At 48.1% G+C, this 25,191-nt stretch carries 26 protein-coding genes; 17 read left to right on the top strand and 9 right to left on the bottom strand.

Annotation, left to right across the window (positions count from 1 at the left end):
- Positions 1-86: 86 nt before the first annotated feature.
- Positions 87-1,172, top strand: a complete 1,086-nt coding sequence (locus tag ACEN8J_RS16140) for an AI-2E family transporter (protein WP_495593713.1) — start codon at positions 87-89, stop codon at positions 1,170-1,172.
- Positions 1,173-1,215: 43 nt separating this feature from the next.
- On the opposite strand, the gene ACEN8J_RS16135 is transcribed toward ACEN8J_RS16140, so the two are convergent.
- Both ACEN8J_RS16135 and ACEN8J_RS16130 read right to left on the bottom strand, forming a co-directional pair.
- Entirely contained in the window at positions 1,216-1,677 is a 462-nt protein-coding gene (locus ACEN8J_RS16135; RefSeq protein WP_495593712.1) for a bactofilin family protein, read from the bottom strand.
- Between the two features lie 45 nt (positions 1,678-1,722).
- Complete coding sequence (locus ACEN8J_RS16130; protein ID WP_495593711.1) at positions 1,723-2,754, bottom strand: M23 family metallopeptidase; 1,032 nt, start codon at positions 2,752-2,754, stop codon at positions 1,723-1,725.
- A 146-nt stretch (positions 2,755-2,900) separates the two neighbouring features.
- Between ACEN8J_RS16130 and cls the strand changes: the two genes are divergently transcribed.
- Positions 2,901-4,331: a cardiolipin synthase gene (gene cls / locus ACEN8J_RS16125; RefSeq protein ID WP_069011100.1), complete on the top strand. Its 1,431-nt coding sequence runs from the start codon at positions 2,901-2,903 to the stop codon at positions 4,329-4,331.
- 192 nt (positions 4,332-4,523) lie between these two features.
- Positions 4,524-5,468, top strand: a complete 945-nt coding sequence (locus ACEN8J_RS16120) for a YitT family protein (protein WP_307348401.1) — start codon at positions 4,524-4,526, stop codon at positions 5,466-5,468.
- Between the two features lie 69 nt (positions 5,469-5,537).
- Here ACEN8J_RS16120 and ligD read toward each other — a convergent pair whose 3' ends face one another.
- A complete protein-coding gene (gene ligD, locus ACEN8J_RS16115; RefSeq protein WP_029516225.1) occupies positions 5,538-6,440 on the bottom strand; it encodes a non-homologous end-joining DNA ligase in 903 nt (300 codons plus the stop codon).
- 213 nt (positions 6,441-6,653) lie between these two features.
- Between ligD and ACEN8J_RS16110 the strand changes: the two genes are divergently transcribed.
- The 8 genes from ACEN8J_RS16110 to ACEN8J_RS16075 all read left to right on the top strand — a co-directional run bounded on the left by ACEN8J_RS16110 (position 6,654) and on the right by ACEN8J_RS16075 (position 15,568).
- Positions 6,654-7,922: a sulfotransferase family protein gene (locus ACEN8J_RS16110; protein ID WP_029516226.1), complete on the top strand. Its 1,269-nt coding sequence runs from the start codon at positions 6,654-6,656 to the stop codon at positions 7,920-7,922.
- On the top strand, positions 7,919-9,844 hold the full coding sequence (locus tag ACEN8J_RS16105; protein WP_495593710.1) for an asparagine synthase-related protein: 1,926 nt from the start codon (positions 7,919-7,921) through the stop codon (positions 9,842-9,844). The genes ACEN8J_RS16110 and ACEN8J_RS16105 overlap by 4 nt, the downstream gene beginning before the upstream one ends.
- A gap of 52 nt (positions 9,845-9,896) precedes the next feature.
- Positions 9,897-10,025 (top strand): paeninodin family lasso peptide, encoded by a 129-nt coding sequence (locus ACEN8J_RS16100; RefSeq protein ID WP_134902123.1) that lies wholly within the window; start codon positions 9,897-9,899, stop codon positions 10,023-10,025.
- 199 nt (positions 10,026-10,224) lie between these two features.
- A complete protein-coding gene (locus tag ACEN8J_RS16095) occupies positions 10,225-11,268 on the top strand; it encodes a phosphoenolpyruvate carboxykinase (ATP) (protein ID WP_069011101.1) in 1,044 nt (347 codons plus the stop codon).
- Positions 11,255-11,557: a lasso peptide biosynthesis PqqD family chaperone gene (locus ACEN8J_RS16090; protein ID WP_495593709.1), complete on the top strand. Its 303-nt coding sequence runs from the start codon at positions 11,255-11,257 to the stop codon at positions 11,555-11,557. Before ACEN8J_RS16095 ends, ACEN8J_RS16090 begins: the two co-directional genes overlap by 14 nt.
- Before the next feature lies 1 nt (position 11,558).
- Entirely contained in the window at positions 11,559-12,044 is a 486-nt protein-coding gene (locus tag ACEN8J_RS16085) for a lasso peptide biosynthesis B2 protein (protein WP_029516230.1), read from the top strand.
- Between the two features lie 28 nt (positions 12,045-12,072).
- The gene (locus ACEN8J_RS16080) at positions 12,073-13,566 is read left to right on the top strand and encodes a nucleotidyltransferase domain-containing protein (protein WP_165144699.1); all 1,494 of its coding nucleotides are present in this window, start codon (positions 12,073-12,075) and stop codon (positions 13,564-13,566) included.
- A 142-nt stretch (positions 13,567-13,708) separates the two neighbouring features.
- Positions 13,709-15,568 (top strand): ABC transporter ATP-binding protein, encoded by a 1,860-nt coding sequence (locus ACEN8J_RS16075; protein WP_495593708.1) that lies wholly within the window; start codon positions 13,709-13,711, stop codon positions 15,566-15,568.
- 22 nt (positions 15,569-15,590) lie between these two features.
- Here ACEN8J_RS16075 and ku read toward each other — a convergent pair whose 3' ends face one another.
- Positions 15,591-16,505: a non-homologous end joining protein Ku gene (gene ku / locus ACEN8J_RS16070; protein ID WP_069011104.1), complete on the bottom strand. Its 915-nt coding sequence runs from the start codon at positions 16,503-16,505 to the stop codon at positions 15,591-15,593.
- A gap of 210 nt (positions 16,506-16,715) precedes the next feature.
- Here ku and ACEN8J_RS16065 point away from each other — a divergent pair, with 210 nt between their 5' ends.
- Together ACEN8J_RS16065 and ACEN8J_RS16060 are read left to right on the top strand one after the other, a co-directional pair.
- Positions 16,716-16,955, top strand: coding sequence for a hypothetical protein (locus ACEN8J_RS16065; protein WP_029516234.1), 240 nt, complete (start codon positions 16,716-16,718; stop codon positions 16,953-16,955).
- 52 nt (positions 16,956-17,007) lie between these two features.
- Positions 17,008-17,187, top strand: coding sequence for an H-type small acid-soluble spore protein (locus ACEN8J_RS16060; RefSeq protein ID WP_069011105.1), 180 nt, complete (start codon positions 17,008-17,010; stop codon positions 17,185-17,187).
- 473 nt (positions 17,188-17,660) lie between these two features.
- Here ACEN8J_RS16060 and ACEN8J_RS16055 read toward each other — a convergent pair whose 3' ends face one another.
- From ACEN8J_RS16055 to ACEN8J_RS16035, 5 genes are all read right to left on the bottom strand, one after another.
- Positions 17,661-18,317 (bottom strand): 3-oxoacid CoA-transferase subunit B, encoded by a 657-nt coding sequence (locus tag ACEN8J_RS16055; protein WP_029516236.1) that lies wholly within the window; start codon positions 18,315-18,317, stop codon positions 17,661-17,663.
- A complete protein-coding gene (locus ACEN8J_RS16050; protein WP_029516237.1) occupies positions 18,314-18,979 on the bottom strand; it encodes a CoA transferase subunit A in 666 nt (221 codons plus the stop codon). Before ACEN8J_RS16050 ends, ACEN8J_RS16055 begins: the two co-directional genes overlap by 4 nt.
- Before the next feature lie 41 nt (positions 18,980-19,020).
- Entirely contained in the window at positions 19,021-19,761 is a 741-nt protein-coding gene (locus ACEN8J_RS16045; protein WP_039269579.1) for an acetoacetate decarboxylase, read from the bottom strand.
- A 54-nt stretch (positions 19,762-19,815) separates the two neighbouring features.
- Positions 19,816-21,000 (bottom strand): acetyl-CoA C-acetyltransferase, encoded by a 1,185-nt coding sequence (locus ACEN8J_RS16040; RefSeq protein ID WP_029516239.1) that lies wholly within the window; start codon positions 20,998-21,000, stop codon positions 19,816-19,818.
- 588 nt (positions 21,001-21,588) lie between these two features.
- A complete protein-coding gene (locus ACEN8J_RS16035) occupies positions 21,589-22,119 on the bottom strand; it encodes a cysteine hydrolase family protein (protein WP_029516240.1) in 531 nt (176 codons plus the stop codon).
- Positions 22,120-22,253: 134 nt separating this feature from the next.
- Between ACEN8J_RS16035 and tsaE the strand changes: the two genes are divergently transcribed.
- Genes tsaE through tsaD form a run of 4 tightly spaced genes read left to right on the top strand, consistent with a single transcriptional unit; the run spans position 22,254 to position 25,167 of the window.
- Positions 22,254-22,733, top strand: coding sequence for a tRNA (adenosine(37)-N6)-threonylcarbamoyltransferase complex ATPase subunit type 1 TsaE (tsaE, locus tag ACEN8J_RS16030; RefSeq protein WP_029516241.1), 480 nt, complete (start codon positions 22,254-22,256; stop codon positions 22,731-22,733).
- A 3-nt stretch (positions 22,734-22,736) separates the two neighbouring features.
- On the top strand, positions 22,737-23,573 hold the full coding sequence (gene tsaB, locus ACEN8J_RS16025) for a tRNA (adenosine(37)-N6)-threonylcarbamoyltransferase complex dimerization subunit type 1 TsaB (protein ID WP_495593707.1): 837 nt from the start codon (positions 22,737-22,739) through the stop codon (positions 23,571-23,573).
- Positions 23,574-23,590: 17 nt separating this feature from the next.
- Positions 23,591-24,106, top strand: coding sequence for a ribosomal protein S18-alanine N-acetyltransferase (gene rimI, locus ACEN8J_RS16020; RefSeq protein ID WP_029516243.1), 516 nt, complete (start codon positions 23,591-23,593; stop codon positions 24,104-24,106).
- Positions 24,103-25,167 carry a tRNA (adenosine(37)-N6)-threonylcarbamoyltransferase complex transferase subunit TsaD gene (gene tsaD / locus ACEN8J_RS16015; RefSeq protein ID WP_023987471.1) on the top strand — a complete coding sequence of 355 codons (1,065 nt, stop codon included), beginning with the start codon at positions 24,103-24,105 and terminating at the stop codon, positions 25,165-25,167. The genes rimI and tsaD overlap by 4 nt, the downstream gene beginning before the upstream one ends.
- Positions 25,168-25,191 lie beyond the last annotated feature (24 nt).

Below are 25,191 nucleotides of genomic sequence, written 5' to 3'. Positions count from 1 at the left end.
TAATCTATTTTCAGCAAGAATCAATCAATAGGGTCATTTTGCGTTTAAAGAGGTAGAGAGAAACAGAACAGAGGGGGCCGCATGGTATGCTGCAAAATAATCGTTTTTTTCGTGTAACTACAGGTATCGTCATGCTATTACTCATCATTTACTTGGGTACCAAAGTAAGTTTTATATTTAGTCCTCTCGTATCCTTGGTCAGCTTGCTGGTTGTACCGTTAATGCTATCTTTTTTCCTCTATTATTTATTGAGGCCGATTGTAGATGTAATGGAACGGAGAAAAATCAAACGATCTATCTCCATCTTGCTGATTTATTTGGTCATTGGAGTATTATTGTTTGTTTTCTCATGGGGTGTGTGGCCTACGCTGCGTGATCAAGTAACCAATTTATTTGAAAATGCGCCGAAGCTCATTAAAAGTCTGGTTGATCAATTGAGCCAATGGCGGCATAATCAATCCTTGAGACAAGTGCTGCCTCCGGGTGAAGACCCGCTGTCACAACTGTCAGATACGTTGAACGAAGCTTTTTCGGCACTGTCTGATTATTCGGTAAAGCTGGTATCGTTCGTGTCCTACTTTTTTATCGTATTGGCTACCTTTCCCATATTGCTCTATTACATGCTGAAGGAAGGGAGCAAGTTTGGTCCTAAAATGCTAAACTTCTTTCCTAAAAAATATCACAAGGACGCATTGGAGGTTATGGAAGATATCGATAGTGCACTCAGCAGCTTTATCGTCAGTCGGGTGCTGATCAATGTCGCGTTGGGTGTGATGATGTTCCTTGGATTTTTAATTATTGGTTTGCCTTATGCCTTGCTGCTCGCCGTTATTTCGATTTTTCTTAATTTTATTCCCTATGTGGGGGCAGTGGCTGCTTCTATACCTGTGGTTATCATTGGATTTCTCGAATCACCTTCGATGGCGCTCTGGTCGCTGGTCGTGGTGATTGCTGCACAGCAAATTCAGGATAATTGGCTGTCACCTATTGTTTTTGGCAAGCAGCTGGATATTCATCCGTTGACTGTCGTTATTTTACTGTTAGTTGGTGGCGACCTGCTCGGGATTCTGGGTATTGTTTTGGTGATTCCATTGTATATGTGCGGAAAAATCGTCATACGCAAGGTGTACCAATTATTTTTGGAACGCAGAGTGGAGGATATTATGGAATGAATGGAGAATGCACTGGATTTAAAGGAGTGAGTGTATACTGATTTTATCCTGCTTCGGATTGCAGATCGGCTGGGCTGTCCTCCCTGTCTTTGCTGAAACTAGATTGGGTTTCGTCGTTTGACTCATCTGTAGAAGTTGACAACTCTACATCCTTTGTCCGATTCATTTGACTTGTGCCGTCCAGTACACCGCCTTCAGAAATGATCAATGCAGCGGTCGCGGTATTTCCGTACAGTTTACCTGTCGGCGTAATGGTCAGTCGTCCTTCTGTAGTAATGCTGCCGAACACCTTACCGGCAAGAATGACGTCTTGTGCGATGATGTCCGAACGTACCACAGCAGATTCTCCAATGACGACAGTACGAGTGCTGCGGATATCGCCCTGAAAATGACCGTCAATCCGAATATTGGCCTCTGCCTCAACTGTACCTTCAAAGCTGGTGCCATTAGCGAGCAGTGTATCCATAGCTGGGGCGGAGAGCTTTTTTTTGGATTCCTTGAACATGATGGTTTTCCCCCAATCTTTTATTGTAAGGATTTTGAAAAGTCCTCATTGTACATACAGTAATGGATCGACAGGTTGGTTATGCTTGACGATCTGAAAATGAAGATGAGGTCCTGTGCTTCTCCCGGTACTTCCTAACAGACCGATGGTCTGTCCTTTGTGGACACGATCTCCCGGAGCCACCTGCATGCCGCTCAGGTGCATATACCAGCTCTGGAGTCCGTCAGGATGCTGGATGATGATGCACTTGCCGCGGGCTCCGCTAGAAGCAGCCTCTAAGACGGTGCCTGCTCCTGCTGCATAGACAGGATCACCGGTTTGTCCGGCAATGTCCACGCCTGAATGAAAGGCAGATCTACCCGTAAAAGGGTCGCTGCGATAACCGAAGCTGGAGGTCATTCGCCGTGAACCTACAGGCCAAACGGAGGGATTCCCTTGTTCGGCAAGAGCCAGCCTACGGGTCTGGAGTAGCTGTGCGGCTTGTTTGCGCTCTAGGTTCTGCTGTACGGCATTTGCTTGCTGAATAGAGCGGGGAACCGTACGTTCCACCGTGTCCAACAGAGATTCGATCTCCTGAAAATCATCCATTGCCTGGCGGGTTAGGAGGGCAGTATTTTCATGTACTGCGATCAGCTCACCCCCAATATGGCCAGAAGCATCCCAGGAGAGCGGAGTCATGTTTTTTTTATGGTTACTTGTGGCAGATGAGTTTCCGTGTTTACGAATGAATTGCTGCATTTGCTGTTCTAGCTCCGTTACGCGCTGAAGGCGTTCACGAATATGGGTGGCTTGATTTGTCAGCTCCATGACTTCCTGCCGTAGTCGCCCAATGGCTGCATCCTTGTCCGCTACCGTGACCTCCATCTGCAAACTCTGGACAGCAAGATTCGTTTCCATTTGGGAAATAATATGGGAAGAACGGATTTGCAGCCCGATCACGAGCGTAGAGATAGACGCGATCACAAGAGTCGGGACGAGAATGACAGCGGCTGTAGAGCATTGTAGCTGCTTGGGCGGTTGCTGTGCATCCCGAATAACAAGCAGGGTCATCCGGCGATTTAGGCTTCCTTTTTTCATAATCGCTCCTTTCCGGACATCGCTCCTATAGTGCTTGGTTACTATCTATTCAGCTTAAGAGGCAAACATGTCAAAAAAATTGGAGCTTAGTATAAAACGTAGATGAGGATTTTGCAAAATCCTGAGATATATAAGGAGGCTTAGACATGCTGTGGTTGCTGTTGGTTTTAATTGTTTTTATTTTTCAGACCGGGACGATCCTGCTCTTTGAATTTCGCAAGCCGTCCAAAGCGGTAGCCTGGCTTTTTATTTTGTTTTGCTTCCCGCTCATTGGCTTTGTCGTGTACTACTTTGTTGCACAGGATTATCAGAAGCGTAAAGTGGTTCGAAAAGGGGGATCGCAGCTGTTTCGTGAATTCCGCGAGCGTCTATGGGCGCAATCCAAGGTCATTGAACATGTGGAGCAAATGCATAATCCTCATTTCAAACATCAGGAGCGCCTGTTTAACCAGTTAATTCGTATGTCGGAAAACCCGTTGACTGGATGTAACCGCACACGTGTGCTGACGAACGGTGAAGAAGCCTTCGAGGCCATGCTGGCAGCGATGGAACATGCGCAACATCATATCCATGTGGAGTTTTACATATTTCGGGCCGACGAAATCGGAAGAAAGTTTCAAGAGGTCATGATCCGCAAGGCACGTGAGGGAGTAAAAGTACGATTCGTTGTAGACGGTGTGGGGAGCTACAATTTACCCTATTCCTTTATTCGCACCTGTAGTGAGGCGGGAGTGGAATTTCATTATTTTCTACCTCCGTTTTTCGCCACACTGGACCGCCGGATTAACTATCGCAATCACAGGAAAATCGTGGTGGTAGATGGCATGGTTGGATTTGTAGGAGGGATTAATGTAGGCGACGATTATCTCGGAAAATACCCCAAAGTAGGATTTTGGAGGGATACGCATTTGCAGATTGAAGGAGATAGCGTCTATTTTCTACAAAATGCGTTTCTTAGTGACTGGAAGCTGGCCTCAGGGGAGAGACTGATGGATGTGAATTTATTTCCTCCACATACCTGTACCGGGGATGAGGAAGTACAGATTTTGAGCAGCGGTCCCGATCAGGTATGGGATACGATTCAGGAAATGTGCTTTGGGGCGCTCACAGTTGCCAAAAAGCGGATTTGGATTACGACGCCGTATTTTATTCCCGATCCGGGCATTTATGAGGCGCTCAAGCTGGCGGCAGTCAGTGGCGTAGATGTGAAAATTATTATTCCCTATCAGTCCGATTCGAAGTTAGTTCATTTGGCGTCTCTGTCCTATGTACAGGAACTGCTGGAGGCAGGGGTGGAGTTCTACCAATATCGAAAAGGATTTATTCATGCCAAAGTGGTGATTGTCGATGATTTACTCGGCTCGGTCGGGACCGCCAATATGGACATGCGCAGCTTTTTCTATAATTTTGAGTTGACCGCTGTAGTTTTTGCTAATTCAGCGCTGGAACGGCTTTCGGCAGATTTTGTAGAGGACATTTCCAACTCCTCACGCATAGATTTAAACGTGTTCCGCAGACGGCCTAGATCTCAGAAAACAGCTGAAATTCTAACTCGCATGCTCTCTCCACTCCTATAAAGGCGATTTTCGCCGTTTTTATCGCTATAATCCCGCTTTATTGTGATTTATGTGCTCTTTGCTAACTTTTTTGCGCGAAATCACAGTTTTGTGATATACTATTTATATAAATAGCGCGGTAAAGAATAGGGGACTGCGGATAGCAGCCCCTTTTTTGTCCAATATATCATACTGTAACGGGGGGATTTATATATGAGTGTAGTGAGCAAGGAAGTCCAAAGTTTATCTGAGATTACAGATGTGACCGGAGAGTTGACCAAGATCAGCAAAATTCCAGCTAATCCGAAGAACAAAGTAAAACGCCTGTTTCAGCGTGCAGCCATGATTGTAGTTGGTGCAGCTCTGATGGCAGTGGGATTGGAAATATTTCTAGTTCCTAACGGCGTTATTGACGGAGGCGTTACAGGTATTTCCATTATGGCCTCCAAGATTACTGGCTATCCGCTCGGTATTTTCCTGACCCTGTTGAACCTTCCATTTTTACTTATCGGCTACAAACAAATTGGTAAAACCTTCGCTTTATCCACATTATTCGGTATCGTCGTTATGTCCATTGGAACCGCGTTACTTCACAATGTAAGTGCGTTGACTCCTGGTGAACCGCTGCTCGGCGCTATTTTTGGGGGCGTCATTCTCGGTGTTGGGGTGGGTCTTGTGATTCGGTCCGGCGGTTCGCTGGATGGAACAGAGATCGTAGCTATTCTCGTCAGTGAAAAGACTCCTTTTTCGGTCGGTGAGATCGTACTGTTCGTTAACATATTCATTCTGGGAAGTGCAGGTTTTGTGTTCGGTTGGCCAAATGCCCTGTATTCCATGATTGCTTATTATATCGCCATGAAAATGATTGATATTACGATTGAAGGTCTAGATCAGTCCAAATCGGTCTGGATTATTAGTGAAAAATACCGTGATATCGGGGATGCCCTGACGGATCGTCTTGGACGGGGCGTAACTTATCTGGAAGGTGAAGGTGGCTTTACAGGCGAAAGCAAGAAAGTGATTTTCGTCGTCATCACCCGACTGGAGGAAGCGAAGCTGAAGAGCATCGTTGAAGATTGGGATCCGCACGCTTTCGTTGCGATCGGTAACATTCACGATGTGAAGGGCGGACGCTTTAAGAAAAAAGGAATACACTAGCGCAAGGGGACAATTCCTCAGCCTAATGGCTGCGGGGTTCGTCCCCTTTTTTGTTCTTCCAAGCATGGATCAGGTTCGGTGTGCCTTGGTGCGCATATGCTTGAGGACGTCTTCTACAGGTTGGGGAGGAACCTTGTCGATCAAGTCGCCTACCTGATTTAGTCGTTCCTCAATATTCAGCAAATGGTAGTCAAGTGGTGATACATCTTGCCGTACCTCTTCCCATGTTAGCGGAGTGGAGACCGTAGCGCCGGGGCGTGCCCGCGGGGTATAAGGAGCGGCCAGAGTTTTCCCCTGATAATGCTGCAAATAATCAAAATAGATGGCTGTTCCACGATCCTTCTTTAACCTTTCGAGTGTGAACAGATGCGGGTGCTTTTCTGTCACAAACTGTCCGACTAATAGCCCGATGCTGCGAAGTTCGTCGAAGGTTATGCCTGTACGGATCGGAACGATAATTTGTACACCTGTGGCCCCGGATGTTTTGGGGACGGAGTCCAAACCAAGCGAAGCCAGTACTTCACCGACAATAGAGGCTGCCTCCATAATACGTGGCTCCACCTCTCTGGATGGATCAAGGTCAATCATCCATTCACAGGGCAGCTTGTTTCCCGCTTCGTGCAGAGAGGGGTGGAATTCCAACGCAGCTTGATTACCAAGCCAGAGGAGTTGTGGCAATTTGCCGAGCACGATATATTCAATGCCATCATGCAGGGCGGTTTCAATATAGTCCGGCCGAGGACGTGGGGCATTTTTCTGATAAAAAAAATCACCGTGAATCCCATGTGGCCAGCGGATGACGGTCAGCAGACGATGATGACAATATTTGAGCAGGAAGGGAGCCAGTACCGCGAGCTTGCGAAGATACAGCGCCTTAGTCACGCCTGCTTCAGGCCACAGCGGTTTATCCGGGTTGGTGATAGGAATTTCCTGACCTTCAATGGTAATAGTACCTTTAACAGCTTGTCCCATTGTGCTATCCTCCTTTGGCTAATATGCAGCAAAATCTTTATTTACAGGCTGATTGTTAAGCTTTTAGATCTACATAGGGTTTAACATGAACGTGAAGTGCTGAATTTATCCATCAAAAGGATTGACAAGATACATTATGTATCATAAATTTATAATAAAAATACGATATGTATCTATTAAAGTGTCTTGAGCAGAGGTAGAGGAGGAGTTTGCTTGATTGAAAAGCAAGGCGGAGGGCTGGTATTCCTGTTAAGTGTCCCTCGGAGTGGAAGCTCGTTGCTTACCGCCATTTTGCAAAACCATTCCCGCCTGTTTGCCACGCAGGAAATGTGGTTTCTGCTCAGTTTATATGATCTTCCGCAGTCACATACACGCCCATATGGAGGAACAGGGATACTCCGGCAATTTTTTAAAGGTATGGTCCCCTCCGACGTATTGGAGCAGGCCTCCCGTTCGTATGCACTTGAAATATATAATGGTTTGCTTCAAGGTACAACAGCAGATATGCTTATCGACAAATCCCCGCGTTACTATACGGTGCTGGAATTTATAGACCGTTTATTCCCTGCTGCCCGCAGGTTGTGGCTTATCCGAAACCCTTTGGCCATTGTGGCCTCATTCAAAAAGGTCAATCAGCTACGGAACGGACGTTTTCAACTACTAGAGGAACTGGGGAGTCCGCATTTTAATATGAAAATGACGGATATTACGGTTGGTTTGTTCCGTTATACTCATTATTTTGCTACACCTCATCCACTTGCATACCCGCTTAGATATGAACAGCTCGTATCCAATCCAACGATGGAGATCGAGAAACTGTGCAGTTTTTTGGGAATCCATTATGAAGCGGGGATGGAAAAGTACGGAGATTTCGCGGATACGCCCAAATCCAGTCTTTTTTATAGTATGGGAGCGGGCGATCCATTCGTAGGAGAGCATGAACAGGCGCATCAGGATTCGGTACATAGCTGGCAACATGTGTTGAGTAAAAGGGAAATTGAGCTGTATTGCAGAAGCATTGGGTCCCGCATGTTTAAGCAACTTGGTTACGCGGAAGCGCTGGAGCAGGCTGAACAGATGACTGGAGTTCGCTTTGAAGATGAGCCAGATATGGAGCTGCTGAGTCGACGTACACAACAATTCCTCCAGCAAAGCGGCTTTGAATGGAAGGCAGCTTATCGGATGCTGGAAGAACAGGATACAGATAACAGAGAACTCATGACAAATGCAATCCATCATACTCCACCCCAAGATCCGACATGGATGCATGTGGACCAGAGCGTGAACGATCGACGGATCCAATCACTGGAAAACAGATTGGCACATAGCTATGAGGAGCGGAACCGTCTTATCGCTCAGCTTCAAAGCTATCAACGCCCACATCAAGGTCTCCGATCTCGCAGCCTCTTGGCCCGTAAACTCAGGTACTTGGCGTCTGTAGCATTATCAAGTATAGGAAAAGAAAAAGGGGGAAGAACGTGAGTGCGATTGCCGGAATCTATAGCTTTGGGCATGAGTCTGTATGCACCGAAGAAGGCGGGAAAATGATGCAGGCCCTGCGGAAATATCCCGCTGACCGCGTATGCGCTTGGTGTGAAGGCTCTATTTTTTTGGGTTGTCATGCCCAGTATGTGACCCCGGAATCTGTTCATGAGCGTCTTCCCTTTTATGATGAGCTAAGAGATTTGGCAATCACGGCGGATGCGATTATTGACAATCGTTCCGAGCTGTTTGAACGGCTGGGAGTTGAGCAGGAACGGCGGCAAGATATCACGGACAGCGAGCTGATTTTGCTGGCATATGACAAATGGGGAGTGGAGGCAGCCAGTTATCTGATAGGTGATTTTGCCTTTGTCATTTGGGATGCCAAGGAACATCGATTATATGGTGCTCGAGATATGACAGGCCATCGTACGCTGTACATCTACCAACATGACCGAGGATTCGCGTTTAGCACGGTAGTCGCTCCGCTTTTGGCCCTGTCCTCTCTGCGAAAAGAACTGCATGAACCGTGGCTGGCCGAATTTTTGTCCATCCGCACCATGCAGGAATCCGTCGATATCGGGACGACCGCCTACAAGCATATCAACCAGCTTCCTCCTGCACATTGGTTCACTATGGAGGAGGGGAAGCGAACCCTTCATAAATATGCATGCCTGGATGAGGTAGAGCCACTGCGGCTCAAAACAGGAGGTGAGTACATAGAAGCTTTCCACGAGGTGTTCACACAGGCGGTCACTGCCCGATTACGGACGCATCGCGCTGTAGGGGCTGCCTTGAGCGGAGGGCTGGATTCCGGAGCGGTTGCCAGCTTTGCCGCGCCAGCGCTGCACTTGCAACAAAAGCCGCTACATGCCTACAGCTATGTGCCTGTTCAAGATTTTACAGACTGGACACCGCCTACATTGCTGGCGAACGAACGAAGCTACATTCATTCTACGGCTCGCTATGTGGGCAACATTCACGAGAACTATATGGATTTTGAGGGAAAAAGTCCGTTTTCAGAAATTGATATTTGGCTGGATTTGATGGAGGCTCCCTACAAATATTTTGAAAACTCCTTCTGGATCAGAGGTTTTTATGAAAAAGCGCAGGAACACAATGTCGGTGTACTGTTGACCGGGGCACGAGGCAATTTTTCCGTATCGTGGGGCCCTGCACTGGACTATTATGCCCGTCAGTTTCGTCATTTGCACTGGTTGCAATCCTTTCAGGGATTGAGGCGGTACAGCAAGCTTACGGGCAGGCGTATGTCTCATCTACTCCCCGTGATGTTGAAGAAAGCGACTTCACTTGAACCTCGTTTATGGCTGCGGCGTGGCCATCGCAGTCCCGTTCCTTCACTGATTCACCCAGAGTTTGCCCAACGGATGAATGTAGAAGATATTCCTGTATTGAGCGGAACAGGTTGGATGAAAAATGCCGATCAGACGAGAAAAGAGAAGTTCTCAAATTTGGCGATTGCCAACAAAAATGGTGTGGTCGCGACCAAACTTTCACTACGTTACGGCCTATGGGAACGTGATCCGACCGGGGACAGCCGGGTAATTCGCTTTTGCTTATCGGTGCCTTTTGAGCAGTATGTACAAAACGGTCGGGACCGTGCCCTCATTCGTACGGCCATGCGTGATCATCTACCTGATGATGTTCGGTTGAACCAGCGGGTACGCGGCGTGCAGCCTGCAGATTGGCTACATCGTATGCTTCCTTGCTGGGATACGTTTATGGGGGAGCTTCAACTGATGTGTCATGATTTACGAGCCGCCGAATATCTCAATATTGAGTTTATTAAGACGGCTATGGCAAAACTTCACCACCCCGGCCCTGAGCAGGCGTCTGATCCGAATATAAGACTACTCATGCATAGCCTGATTGTGTACCGTTTTCTCTGTAGATTGAACTGATCGAATCTGTCCGGTCAGACAGTTCTCCATTCGTTGGAGGGGAGGTGATGAAATGAGTAAAAAAGAATGGCAGGAACCGACGATAGAGGTGCTGGATATTAGCCAGACCATGGCGGGTAAAGGCTGGAGACAGATTGATTGGGTGTCCGACCACGATGCCGATATCTATAATCCAAGCTAATAGATGGTTATACATGTTATACATGCAGCCAATGTTGGACTGGAAGCCAGACAGCTGGGCCGATAACGATTGAATGAACGAGAATAGCATGACCCATTGGACTCGTATTCGATACACAGCCGTCTTTATTTCTTTCGGGTTAGAGGTGTTGCCCAAGAAATAAAGACGGGATTTTTAAGGACAGAGGAGTGAGTCCTACGTGCATGACAGGAGTGCAAATGTCAGTTGGACGAAATATACAGCCTTTGGACTCAGGATTGCGAGTGAGCTGAATCTGCCTGAGCTGATGCTGGCAGCACCAGGAGTGGTAGAGGATGTAGTCATTCGACAGGCTGATTTGACTGCATGGAGTGGTCAGCTGGAGCAGGCCAATTTTGTGATGCTGGATGAGCGATTTATGTTCCGAATACCGGGCACGGCCATTTATGCCGTCAGGGAAGGCAAGGAGATCGAGGTAAGTATATTCTCTGGGGCTGATCCTGACACCGTGCGGCTGTTTGTGCTGGGTACATGCATGGGTGTTCTGCTGATGCAAAGACGAATATTACCTATTCACGGAAGTGCGGTCGTCATCGGGGGGAGGGCCTACGCATTTGTGGGTGAATCGGGTACGGGGAAATCGACATTGGCTGCTGTTTTTAGGCAGGCAGGTTATCAGATGGTTAGTGATGACGTGATTGCTGTAAAAGCTACGGGTTCCTCTGCCATTGTGTATCCAGCTTATCCGCAGCAAAAGCTGGGGCTTGAAAGCTTGCTCCAACTGGAGGCTTTACGGGAGAACAAGCATGTACGCAAAAGAAAGCACATACAGTCCCTAACTGACGACAATTCTGTAATGCCACAATACACAGATCTGCGTACGCTTGCAGGTGAGCTGAATAAATATGCCGTACCCGCTGTAGATGATTTTTATAACGATCCGCTGCCCTTAGGGGGCGTATTCGAGCTGGTGGCAGATTCTCCAACCCGTGCGTTGATGCGCGAAGGGGAGCTAGTGTCGGTTACGGAACAGCCCTTGAACGTTCTGGAGTGCTTGCATACATTACTACAACATACATATCGCAGGGTGATTATTCCGCGAATGGGTTTGAGTGAATGGTCGTTTGATACAGCGGCTAGGATGGCTCGGAAAGTGGAGGGCTGGCGCTTGCTGAGGGATAGTTCCGTCTTTACTGCGTCCGAGGTTGTACAACGGGTACTTGAACTCATTCGTAAGGAGGAAAAGAGTTATGGCAGCCACTAATCCAGCTAAGGATCATTATCGCGTCATTTACAATGAAGAGGTCTACGTCAGTGATATGGACGGAGAAAAAGTGATGATGAGCATTAACACTGGTAAATATTACAATTTAGGCTACACAGGAGGACGAATCTGGGAACTGGCAGAATCCGGTCCTTCACTTGGCGATATCGTAACTGTCCTGACGAACGAATATGAGGTGGACGAGGAACAGTGCAGACAGCAGGTACATACCTTTGTGGCTGAGTTGGAGCGGGAAGGACTGTTAAAGCTTCTACGGGAGCAAGTATAACATGCGGATACAACGGCTTCTTCTCCTGTCTCCAGAAGTCAGAAGATTGTTGCCGGAAGCCTGGCTGGAGCTGGGATGGGCGAGGCTGCGCCAGCGTCGTTCTTTTTGGGATTACTCAAGGGCTTGGGGCATACGTATGGAAGAAACCCCATGGCAGTGTGACGTTGGGCAAGAGAAGTCCATTCAGCAGATTTCACACGCTGTAGAGCTGGCAAGCAGTTATACTCCTTGGCGTAGTAGTTGTCTTGTACAAGCCGCTGCGGCGATGACGTTGCTGGGGCGCAGGAAACTGGACTGCACGCTGTATCTGGGTACAGCCAAAAATGCCGCTGGACGCTTGGCTGCACATGCATGGGTACGTAGCGGACCGATTTATGTTACGGGGAAACGGGAGATGGAAGCATTTACGGTGGTGGGGATATTCGGAAGACGTGCTGTGATGGATACAAATAAGAATATGGAAGATAAAAGTAGTTCTTTACTTTAATGCGATGAGACACGAAGGAGAAGAATGCATGCCCACCAAGTCTGTTTTGGAACTTGCGAATTGGAATGAGGATCAAGAATTAACGTTGTTACTCTCTCTATTGGGGAAGGACGTTATTCATTGGCAGGATACGACTGCTGCTACCCAGCTGCGTGAGATGGATTGGGTCCGCTTTTTACGTCTGACCGAGCACCATCGAGTGGTACCTACGGTGTATCTCCAGCTAAAAACATTGAATCATCCATTCATTCCCGCAGAATTGTTGCGAAACCTTCAGGCGCAATATCATCGAAACACGCTTCGCATGCTCCATCTTCAAGCAGAAGCCGAGCGTCTGACCAGGCTGCTCATAGCTCATGGAATTCGTGTGCTTATGTTGAAGGGGCCTGCTCTGGCGCAGCAATTATACGGGGATGTTTCTCTGCGTACTTCCAAGGACATAGACTTACTCATTGCCCCTGACGATATGGATGAGGCTGAGCATTGGATGCAGGAAGCTGGATATTCGTCCAAGAGCGGAGAAGTGCGTGTCCTTGGCAGTTGGAAATGGAAGGACCATCATGCATCCTATTTACATCCGCAAAAACGGGTAGAGATAGAGTTGCATTGGCGGCTTCACCCGGATGGGGGTGGGGAACCCTCTTTTAACGAGCTGTGGAACTGCCGGAAAAAGGGCAAAGCTGCAGGAGCCATTCGGCAGGTACCGTTGGGATCTGCCGACAACAGGACTGTGATGACGTCCTGTATGTATACGCTTGGCAGCGAGCATCAATTTCTGTACCTGAGTGCGCATGGTGCGCGTCACGGTTGGTTCAGGCTGCGCTGGCTGGTTGACATCGACAGGCTTGCGATATGTGCTGTCGATTGGGAGGCGCTACTGCCGATGATGCGCCGCTACGGGGGCCTGCCTGCTGGCGGGCAGGCTTGGGCACTCGCCGCTGCGCTGTTGGGTACGCCGATACCGGAGCCGATGCGTCCGGTATCGGCTACCCGGCAGGCGCATAGGCTCGCGCTGAGCGCGCTGGCCTTCATGCAGGCCAGCGTACCCGCACTGTACCCGATCACCCACGGGTCGGGTACAGGTAGGCTTGCTCCATCAGAGCTGCTGCACAGCAGAGCCTTGGCGGAGCAAGCGGAGGCCGCCCCTCCAGGTGGCGGTCCTTCAGTATGCAGTACCTCTGGCGAAGCAGCCATGCTTGCCACCCGTGGCGTTACTAGCATCACGGAAGATGCCAGTAACGACGATCATAGCCCGATGAGCACCGCTACCAGTTGTGCCCCGATGACTCCAGCTGCTGCCTCCAGCCAAGTCATGACCAAAAACAGGGCTGTCTATCAGCCGGTCAGCCGCACTTACTTGCTTTCCTTAAAAGAGCCAAGACACAGACTATGGTATCTCATCAGCCGTTTGTTTCCTTCTACGGGCGATTCGAGCGTTTTTCCATTGCCTCGTCAGCTGCATTTTTTGTATATCCCTTTACGTCCATTTCTCTGGCTGAAGCGGCGATTTTCAAAGCACTGACTCGATAGAGGATTTTGTGAAAATCCAATAAGCGGCTTTTAATGAACAATATATAGATCGAAATGGTCTAGTTCGTCTATATATTGCACTTTGGAGCGATTGGGATCGAATTTTGCAAAGTCCTGAATAAGGAGTGTGCATTATGGTTCACCTGCGATTATATATGACAAAGCTGTATAGCGTGAACGGCGGTGCGTTATTTCTCAATATTGGGTGTATGATCATTGTCAGTCTACTGGAGGGTTTTGGCATTTATATGCTTGTTCCTATGCTGGCGGCCATCGGCGTATTTGTCGGTCATTCAGGGATGCCATTTCTGTCTGATGGATTGGATCATTTTTTGCCGTTCGTTCCTAAAAGCTGGCTATTGCCGGGGATGTTGATGGTTTTTGTAGTGCTGCTTACAGGGCAGGCTTTGCTTCAGCGTTACCAATCCATCCTGAATTCGCGGATTCAGCAGCGTTTTATGCGTTCTCTTCGAATAGACGTGTACACTTCCTTTATGAAGGCGCAGTGGGCCTTTTATTTGCGTCAGCGTAAATCTGATTTTAGCCATGTGATGACGACCGAGCTGGCGCGTGTCAGTCAGGGAACAAATTTGCTTCTTCAACTGACTACAGCCGTCATGTTTACGCTGATCCAGATTGCGCTGGCTTTTTGGTTATCCCCCTCTTTAACCGGACTGGTATTTCTGAGTGGATTGGGGCTGTTTGTTGTGTTTCGCCGCTCCATTCGAAATGCCAAACAATTAGGTGATCGTACGACTGAACTGTCACAGGTTTATTTTGCTGGAATTACGGATCACATGAACGGTATGAAAGATATAAAAAGCAATCTGTTGGAAGCGGCGAATATCCATTGGTTTCGCTCCCTGACGCAACGCATGGAGGATAATACGACTCAATTTGTCCGGCAAAATGCGACCACACAGTTTTTTCATCGTGCAATGGCAGCTGTTTTTGTCGCTTGTGTCATATTTATATCGCTGCAGTGGCTGCATGTTACACCTGAAAAACTGATTGTGCTGATTCTTATATTTTCCCGCTTATGGCCTCGATTTGCTCTTATTCAAGCGAGTCTGGAATACATCATGTCTATGATCTCCGCTTTTGAAAGTGTCACCAAGGTGCAACAGGAGTGCGAAGCTTTCACAGATCCGTCATTGATTACACTTGCATCCTCTGAGACTCGCGTTCCATCTGATCCATCGGTAGTCAATCTATCATCTGCATCTGAACGGCAACCCCTGTCCCTTCGTCATGGGATTGAATGCAGCCATCTGGATTATCGCTACGAGGGTGCAGCAGAGCCTGCACTGCGTCATATTAATTTGTTCATACCCGCCCGGGAAATGACAGCCATTGTAGGGAAATCAGGAGCAGGTAAAAGTACAATGGTCGATGTCCTGATGGGTTTTTTACGTCCAACTGGGGGGCAGATTATAATAGACGGGCTTGTTCTGGGCGACGAATTATTGCCCCAGTGGCGGCAGTCGTTTGGCTACGTGTCACAAGATCCATTTTTATTTCATGCGACTGTCCGCGAAAATTTGATGCTAGCGGATAAGGATGCTAGTGAGCAGCAGCTATGGGAGGCGTTACATTTTGCAGCAGCAGACAACTTTGTATCCAGACTGCCCGAAGGGCTGGACACGATCATTGGAGATCGCGGGATTCGTCTGTCTGGAGGAGAACGTCAACGGCTAGTATTAGCACGGGCTATCTTGCATCATCCTCCGATACTTATACTAGATGAAGCGACAAGTGCGCTGGATGGTGAACATGAAGCCGCAATTCAGGCAGCACTGGAACGGATGAAAGGTCAAATGACGCTGATCGTCATCGCTCACCGTCTGTCAACCATCAGACATGCGGATCAAATTGTCGTACTGGATCAAGGCGAGGTCATACAGCAGGGGAACTACCGCCAACTGGAACAAGAGGAGCGGGGGGCGTTCAGTCAGCTACTATCGTATCAAAGCAGTGTCACCGCCACCCCTTAACCAGACCTTTCTGTAACTCAGCTTAAGTTTCTTTACGTTTGGCAGTGCTTCTTTTCTTTTTGACTGGAGTCGGAGTGAGGTTGTCGCCTGCCACCGCCTGCTGTGCTGTTGGGGCTGCTGGTTTACGCGCAGGGCGTTTTTTCGCAGCAGGGCCGGGATCGGTAACGACAGGTTGCACTGCCTCGATGCTGGCCTGAAGGGCGGCCATTAAATCTACTACATTGGTCTGAGGCTGTGTTGGGGCGATTCGCACCTCTTCACCAGCAACTTTATGCTGAATGAGATCCAGCAGACGCTCGCGGTACTGATCCGTATACTTGGCTGCATCAAAAGGTGTAGATAGCTGCTCAATCAGCATTTTGGCCATGGTCAGCTCCTTCTCTTTAACCTCTTCCTGTCCGGGTAAGTTGGGAACTTGAGCAATGGGGCGGATTTCGTCGGGGTAAAACATCGTCTCCACCGCCAAACATTCATCCAACACCCGAATCGCCGCCAAGCTGCTTTTAGAGCGGATGGAGATTTGGGCAATCCCGATTTTCCCGGTATCCTTCATTGCATTCATGAGCAGCTTATACGCATTGGAGCCGGCCTGATCCGGGGACAAATAATACGTTTTCTGAAAGTAAATCGGATCAATTTCCTGCAAATCAACAAAATCCAAAATCACGATATTTTTATCCGCTTGTCCGCTAACTTGCTCCAGTTCCTCCTTGTCGAACATGACAAATTTTCCTTTTTCATACTCGTAGCCTTTTCCAATTTCCTCCCACTCAACCTCCTTGTCACAAACGGGACACTTTCGTACATAGCTAAGTGGGCTTCCACACTCCTTGTGAATGTAACGCATGGAAATGTCCTTATCCTCCGTAGCTGAAAACATTTTAACGGGCACATGAACCAGCCCGAAGCTGATCGCGCCTTTCCAGACCGTATGCATACCGCCAGTCCTCCTTTTCTTTAATCCGCATTTTGCATCCTTCGATTCCGGGCACCCCGGGATATGAGCATATGATTTTCACTTAGTATGCTTCGTATAAGTGATTGTATGAGGTGTAGATGAAGACTGCGAATTGCTGCCGCTTGCGCATGGTTACAGCAATTTTGGTACATAGTAAGGCATATCCGATTCAAAGGGGGTACACAATTTATGTCCGGAAAATCCTATCCTCGGCAGATCAGTCATCGTGTGGGTCAAAGCCATATCGCCTTTCGGGGTCCCGCCGCAGGCGAACAAGATGCATTGCCGCCCGAGTTTGCCCTTTCACATGGAACTCAGCCGCCTTTTCCCGTTGCTGTGGCTCATGTGGATTTGGAGGCTGTAGTTTCAACCTCGCCTTCCCATAGCTTTCCTTCATTGGACGTTGAACGACTTATAGATGAAGACTAGGTGACCTACATTTGTAAATTAATGCACAAACAATCAGCAGGAGGAGAACAGCATGAACGTGGAACGAGCAAAAGCCATTTATGATTCATCCGAAAATATTGCCGTACAATTGGATGGCAAACCGATTTGGATTGAGCATGTAGACGAAGCAAACGGTATGGCTACCGTACAGGTGGGCAGCAACCCCGGCAATACTCAAACTGTCCGTGTGGATCGTCTGGAAGAGCAGTAGGAGATGGGAACCAAACATCTGGTCATTATCCATGGCCGTGACAAAAAGCCCAGATGCGACGAAATGCTTCGTCTTATTAAAAAAGCACTGATCGCAGGATTGCGTTGAGTGAACGAGGAAGCGGCACAAAAACTGGAGCAAGAGCAGATTTTACTGACATTTAACGGTTGAAAATGATTTCCATCTGATGCTGAATCGAAATTTAATAGAAAGTATTGATGATCAGCCGCTTATTCAGACATTCTGGAAAGATAGTCACACTGGGCGTGCCAATCCCCACAACTTCTTTGCTTATCTTAACCATACGAAGGTGGCTGAGCATGTAGCGGATTGGATTTTACGCTCAAAAAGGCTCGCAATTGCTCGATGAGCAATTAGCGAACCTTTTTTTGTAATAACAAGTGCAGTCGTAGGGACGAATTAAATGCCAGACAAGTTAATTTGAAGATGCAGCTGGTTCCTTTCTATGACCTTCACACTGCAATGGCCCTCAAATGTGGTGAAACTATCAGTTTAGCCTCTGTTGCTAATTGAACGTCTTCCACCGTCAAACCCGGAGCAATTTCTTTTAGCATCAGCCCTTTACCCGGAATAACATCAATGACAGCCTTTTCGGTTACTATGGTCTTTACAACATTTACAGCAGTCAAGGGCAGCTTGCATTGTTCCAGTATTTTCGGCGCGCCATTTTTGTTCACATGCTCCATGGCTACAATCACTCTCTTGGCTCCAACTACCAAATCCATGGCTCCCCCCATACCCGGCACCTTTTTCCCAGGGATCATCCAGCTTGCAAGGTTGCCTTTCTCGTCGACCTCCAGGGCGCCCAGCACGGTGATATCCACATGCCCTCCGCGGATGATGGAAAATGAAAGTGCACTGTCAAAAAAGCATGCTCCTTCCATGGTTGTAACGTAGTTTCCGCCTGAATCGATACAATCGAGCCTTTCTTTTCCCTGAGCCGCTTTGGGGCCTACACCGAGGATTCCGTTCTCAGCCTGCAGCATAATATGAATGTCCTCGGGGATATAGTCCACTACCATTGTAGGCAATCCGACACCAAGGTTGACAACTTCACCACTTTTGAATTCCTGGGCTATTCTTCGAGCAATGAATTCTCTGTTATTCATGCGTTTTCACCCACCTTTACAATTGCGTCGACAAATATTCCGGGAACGTTGACATGATTGGGGTCAATTTCACCCGTCTTTACGTATTCGTCTACCTGAGCAACTACATACTCTGCCGCTGTAGCCATAACCATATTGAAGTTACGTGAAGAGCCGTTGATGACAAGATTCCCCGCTTCATCAGCCTTATGGGCTCTGATTAACGCTACATCCGCTTTGAGCGGGAGTTCGAGCAAATATTCCCTTTCATCAATTTTGATTTTCTTTTTTCCTTCCTCTACAACGGTGCCTACACCTACAGGTGTTAAAACCCCGCCCAAACCGGCTCCTCCCGCGCGTATTTTTTCAGCGAGCGTGCCTTGCGGGAAGAGTTGGACCTCAGCTTCTTTCGTCATCAGGAGCCTTCCCGTTTCCGGATTGGAGCCGATATAGGATGCAAAAATTCGCTTTACTCTGCCGCTTTTTACAAGCTTATAGATAGATAATTCTGGTGTGCCTGTGTCGTTGGAAACAATCGCAAGATTGCTGGCGGGATTGGTGTCGACAAGCGCACGAACCAGCTCCTCCGGAAAGCCTCCTGCCAGAAAACCTCCGACCATCACCGTGTCTCCGTCTTTGACCTTCTTAACTGCTTCTTCAGCGGAGATTACTTTGTTATTCATGGTTCCTTCTCCTTATATATATATTTTTAGGAAAGCAAACTTTATTGAAGATAATCGTAGAGGACTCTTCCATATGGAAGCGTTAAATCAGCAATAAAATGTTTCCCGCCAATATAAGATTTAACCGGCAAATCTGCCACAGGAGCGTTGACATGGGGGATCAGGCTTAATCTGGCAGGCCCTGACCAGGCTCCTTTTACAGTAATGTTCTCAAGATTATACGCTACTAACTGAGCGATTTTGGGGGTACCGTCAACATCAGGAATTAACTTTAAATTAACTTGTGTTTTTGCGATGGCTTTTGCCGTTTCCTTTTCATCAAGAATGTTATATTTGAAAGGCATAGTTCCCGTGGCCACCAGGACGTTGTTATAATGCAATGTACCCGTCAGCGTCTCCGTCTCCTCAACGATCAAGCGAGGCTTTGCCCATTTTTTCGGAAATCCCCAGACTTCGCGTCCCCCCAGAATAGCAGGTGCGTTATCCAAATACATTTGGGCGACAAAATTGCAGGGTTCTCCTTGAAAAGTACACGGAATGACAATACCGCTTTCCTCATAACTTCCTAACCCGGATGAATCGGGCATCTTGATCCATTCATAGGAAACCGTATTGCTTCCATCCGGCTGAAGAGGTTCCGGGACCGCCTGTCTAATCGCAGCGGGATCGGTCTCATAGGTAATGATAAAAAATTCCCGGTTGATGAATCGGTATGGCGGGCGCCCGTAGCTGCCGCTAGCCGCAGGCATGGATTGGAGTGAAAGTACATCTTTTTGATTCATAACGGTCTCCCTTCCTTTTAAGAGATATTCTAAAATTCATCTTGAATACGCACTTTAAATGAGCGCATTTTCAACCAGCATCGCTATGCCCATTCCTGTTCCGATGCATAACGAGGCGATGCCGTAACGTGAAGATCTTCGCACCATTTCATGAACCAACGTAGCCAATATCCTAGCACCGCTGGCCCCGACAGGATGCCCGATCGCGATCGCGCCGCCATTGACATTCACTTTGTCCAGACTGACCCCTAGCTCTTTCACTACCGCTAATGCTTGTGAGGCAAACGCTTCATTAATTTCAAAAAGATCAATGGCATCGATGGATACACCTTGCTGCTTCAGAAGTGTCGAAATGGCTTTCACTGGCCCCATTCCCATATATGCAGGGTCAACGCCAACAAGGGAATAACCCTTGATATATGCCAATGGCTTTAATGCATGTTCTTTGCATTTGTCTTCCGACACCACAAGTACGGCCGCCGCGCCATCATTGATTCCCGAAGCATTCCCGGCGGTAACCGTTCCGTTCTCCTTAAACGCAGGTTTTAATTGAGAAAGTTTTTCTTTCGTTGTATTTCCTCTTATGTGTTCATCCTCTGTGAAAGAAATAGTTTCTTTTTTGTTTTTGATCATGACTGGAACAATCTGCTCTTCAAAAAGCTTCTTGTTTTTTGCTTCTACGGCCTTTATCTGGCTTTGATAGGCAAATTCGTCCTGCTCCATTCTTGAAATTCCATATTTATCGGCAACATTTTCTGCGGTAATTCCCATATGGTAATGGTTGATCGGGCATGTAAGGCCGTCGGCCACCAGGGAGTCTACCAACTCACCGTTACCAAGTTTGTAGCCGTTTCTTGCATTTCTTAGCAGGTAAGGGGCATTCGACATGCTCTCCATGCCTCCGGCCAAGACGATGTTGCCTTGTTCAGCCAATATTGAATTGTAAGCTAAAGCAACGGCATGAAGTCCAGAACCGCAAACCGTGTTTATCGTTGTTTCGGGTACATCAATAGGGATACCGGCTTTTAATGCCGCCTGTCTGGCAGGATTTTGTCCATTGCCCGCCTGAAGAACATTTCCCAAATAAATCTGATCAATCAAAGAAGGCTCTAATTTACTTTGCTGAAGGCATGCTGTCATCACGGTTGCTCCCAGTTCGGAAGCGCTTAGAGGCGCAAGGGTTTTGTTAAAAGAGCCGACCGCTGTTCTTAACGGGCTTACTAAAGCTACTTTTTTCATTAAAAACTCACATTCCTTTCGCTGTGTTAAAACACAATACATCCATGATTGCACTTCAATTGGTAATTTCCGCTCTTAACCTACGAGACGCAGCGATTGCAAGATATATTTGCATGCGGGCATATCATGGTGCCTAAGACAGTAAATGTGACGGTTCGATCGCCTTCTCCCATTGGAAATTAAAACCAGTTTTATCATAGTTCTAATGCAGATTTTGCTCAATGTCCAAATATTTACATATATCTATGTACAGATGTTTATAGGGTCATATAGGCCACAATAATTAGGCCATTCTAACGTTTTCTGTTATTTTCTTGTTTTTTCTGAAAATCATGATCATAAATTGAATTTTATGTTAAAAATGAAAGTTGCAATCCATACGTAAAAAAGTTTTCCTCGCAAATATCATCTAACTCAGCTGGAAAATAAAAAAAGCCTCCAGAATTTTCTGAAGGCGGCTTTGTTTCTGACCAATCTGGTCTTGAAAAAGCTAGGCAGGTTGCCAATCCAATTGAATACATTTGGAATTCCAATAAAAATGATGACGTCTTTGCGAGATAGTGAAAACTTGTGAATTGGATCAATAGCTCACGAAAAATGTACATCTGCTGTCGCGAGTAAACGCACAAAACGATTGCCAAGCAGCTCATTATGATGAGCTACAATTTGTTCACTGCTCAGCACCTTGCTATCAAATGTACTATGCGCATCCAATACGAGCACGTTGTTCTGGTATCCCAGACTATAGGCGCTTCGGCAAGTCGTGTCGAGGCAAAACTCGGTCTGCATCCCCGCGATTACGAGCTGATCGGCCCCCAGTTCCTTCAGCACATGGCCCAATTCGGTTTGGTAGAAGCTGTCCCAGGATGATTTACGGACAATTCGTTCATGAGGAAGAGGGCGCACCACATCGGCGATGGCCCAGCCTACACTGTTTTCCCGGAAATCCTCATCCGCTTCATCGGTATGCTGTACAAAAATCACCGGTGTACCTGTAGCTCTGGCTTTGTCCAAAAGCTGCTGCAAATGCGATACAACTTCCTGCTCGCGATACAGCTTCTCATCATACATGAACATCGCCTGCTGAACATCAATCAAGAGTAAAACGGTTTGTCCCATCGTTTCGTTCCCTCCCTGTGTGTATCATCTAACTTACAATAGCATGTCTTCATGCCTTGCGGCGACATAAGGTGAACTATATAATAAAGAACAAGTTGGAACGGTCCGATTCGGACGAAAGGTGATTAAAATATATGACAATTTCGCAGGAGCAGTTTACGTTCCGTTCTGTCTCAGAGGCACAGACCGGGTCATTGGCAGGTTTTTTGGCAGCCAAAGCGGTTCCCGGAACGGTGATTGTGCTGGATGGAGATCTGGGAGCGGGCAAAACTGCTTTTTCCAAGGCTTTTGCCAGCCATTTAGGTGTACCGGGTATCGTAAATAGTCCAACCTTTACTCTCATTAAGGAGTACGAGGGCCGATTGCCTTTGTATCATATGGATGTGTACCGGATTTCCCAGGACGAGGCGGAGGATCTCGGGCTGGACGAATATTTTTACGGGACAGGAGTATGTCTGGTGGAATGGGGTAGTATTATACCGGATATATTGCCGGAGCAGCGGCTTCATATGTATATAGAAACAACGGATGTGGGGGAGCGCTTGATTCACCTGACCGGGTACGGCGAGCCTTATGAACAATGGTGCCGCAGTTTGCGGGAGAATGGAGTTTGAACCATGCAAAGAGAGCATACAGATGTGAATGTAAAGCCGCGTGAGCGGTTTTTGACGTTAGATACAGCGACGACCGTGATGGCGGCCGCTCTGATGAACGGAAGAGAATTGCTGGGAGAAAGCAACGTCTATGGCGAACGTAATCACTCCGTGCATGTGATTACCGAGCTGGAACGACTGCTGACTGAAGAAGGGCTGACACGAGATGATGTAGATGGTATTGCAGTTGGTGTTGGACCGGGGTCTTATACCGGTATCCGGATTGCGGTGACTGCAGCCAAAACACTCGCTTGGGCCTGGGGTATCCCGGTGACGTCCATATCGACTTTGCACGCTTTGGCGTGGGGTGGTTGGAATCGCGGCATCGAGATGAAGGGACAAGAAGATAAAAATGAGTCTGTGAATAACGGTTCGTCCGGAGCGCAGGCAGCAGACTGGATTGTGCCTGTGCTGGATGCGCGCCGTGGTCAGGTTTACACGGGGCTGTTCGCCGTGAATACAGTTGACGACGTCGAGAGTCCGCAACGGCTGGAGCCAGATGCAATTCGCTTAATGACTGCTTGGACCGATGACCTGCTGCAACGGCTGGAGGCTTTGCCCTCTGAAGAGCGTCCTCCAGTCATTTGGCTAGTCGGTGAAACGACGGTTCACGCCGAAACAGCTGAGCGTCTGCGTGCTTGGAGCGAGCTTCATATTGTACCTTATGAGCTGGAAGGAAGATGGGTTGGCCGCCTTGGGGCGGATAAGCTGCTTCGTCAGGAACATGACGAGCTACATACGCTGGTTCCTAATTATACCCAGCTGGCGGAGGCGGAAGCCAATCTGCTTCGTCAGCGCTGAAGAGAGCGGTGAACAACATGGCAAAGAACATACAGCGGGAAGAGAAACTTGAGTTTCGCTTGATGCAACTGGATGATATTCCCGATGTGCTGGAGATTGAGCATGAAGCGTTCACGCTACCGTGGACGGAGGAAGCATTCCGCAATGAGCTGACGATGAATCATTTCGCTAAATATATGATTATGGAACTAGACGGACAAGCCATTGGTTACGCAGGCATGTGGACGATTATGGATGAGGCCCATATTACGAATATTGCGATTCGCGAGGCTTATCGCGGACGCAAGCTTGGAGACAAGCTGTTGAATGAGCTGATGCAGACCGCCTCTTATTTAGGGATGGAACGTATGACGCTAGAGGTGCGGGTAACGAACCGGATCGCTCAGGGCTTGTATGAGAAAAAAGGCTTTAAGCCCGCGGGTGTGCGCAAAGGCTATTATTCGGATAATAACGAGGATGCCGTGATCATGTGGGCGGATCTTCCCGCGCATGGGGCATCCGGTGAACAGGAAGGAAGCGTGCAGAAGCAATGACGCAAGAGGAAAAAGCAGGTACAGGCTCCGCCTCCGGCGAGCCTTGCTATATACTGGCAGTGGAAACGAGCTGTGATGAAACGGCTGTTTCTGTCGTGAAAAATGGCACAGAGGTGCTCTCGAATCTGATTTCCAGTCAGATTGAAACACACAAAGCCTTTGGTGGTGTTGTACCAGAGGTGGCTTCACGCAAACATGTAGAGAGCATCACCTATATGCTGGACGAGGCCATGCAAACATCGGGAATTACCCCTCGTGAGATTTCGGCGGTTGCCGTGACACAAGGACCAGGACTGGTTGGCGCATTGCTGGTTGGTATTGTCGCCGCTAAGAGTGCTGCTTTGGCATTCGGCAAGCCGTTAATCGGGACGCATCATATCGCGGGACATATTTATGCCAATCAGTTGGAGCATGATATCGTATATCCGTGCATTGCTCTCGTTGTGTCAGGAGGACATACAGAGCTAGTGCTGATGGAGTCCGAAGGTCATTTTCAACTCATTGGTCGTACAAGGGATGATGCGGTTGGGGAAGCCTACGACAAAGTAGCGAGAGCCATTGGATTTCCGTATCCCGGCGGTCCGCATGTGGATCGTGTGGCTCATGAATCGGAGGAAGTGGTTACTTTGCCGCGTGCATGGCTGGAGCCAGATTCTTATGACTTTAGCTTTAGTGGTTTGAAATCGGCGGTGCTGAATGTAATTAACCAGACGAAAATGCGCGGAGAAACCGTTCATGTCGGAGCGATCGCAAGAGGTTTTCAAGAGTCGGTCGTCGAGGTGCTGGTGGAAAAGGCGATTCGTGCCATGCGTGAATACGGTGCGAAGCAGCTCCTGCTTTGTGGCGGTGTGGCTGCTAATCGCGGACTGCGTACAGCATTGCGGGAGCGCTGTGAGCGCGAAGGAATCGAGCTGCTTGTACCATCAATGAAATATTGCACAGATAATGCAGCGATGATCGGCGCTGCGGCCTACGCCAAATGGAAGCGCGGGGAATTTACCTCATTGGATATGAAGGCTGATCCAGGGCTGTCTCTGGAAGAATGGTCTGTCCAAACTTAATTGAAGAAGAATGAGCAAGACATG

The sequence above is a fragment of the Paenibacillus sp. Paensp38 genome (genome assembly GCF_059491915.1).
Note: the sequence above shows the minus strand (reverse complement) of the source record. Positions and strands in the feature narration are given on the sequence as shown.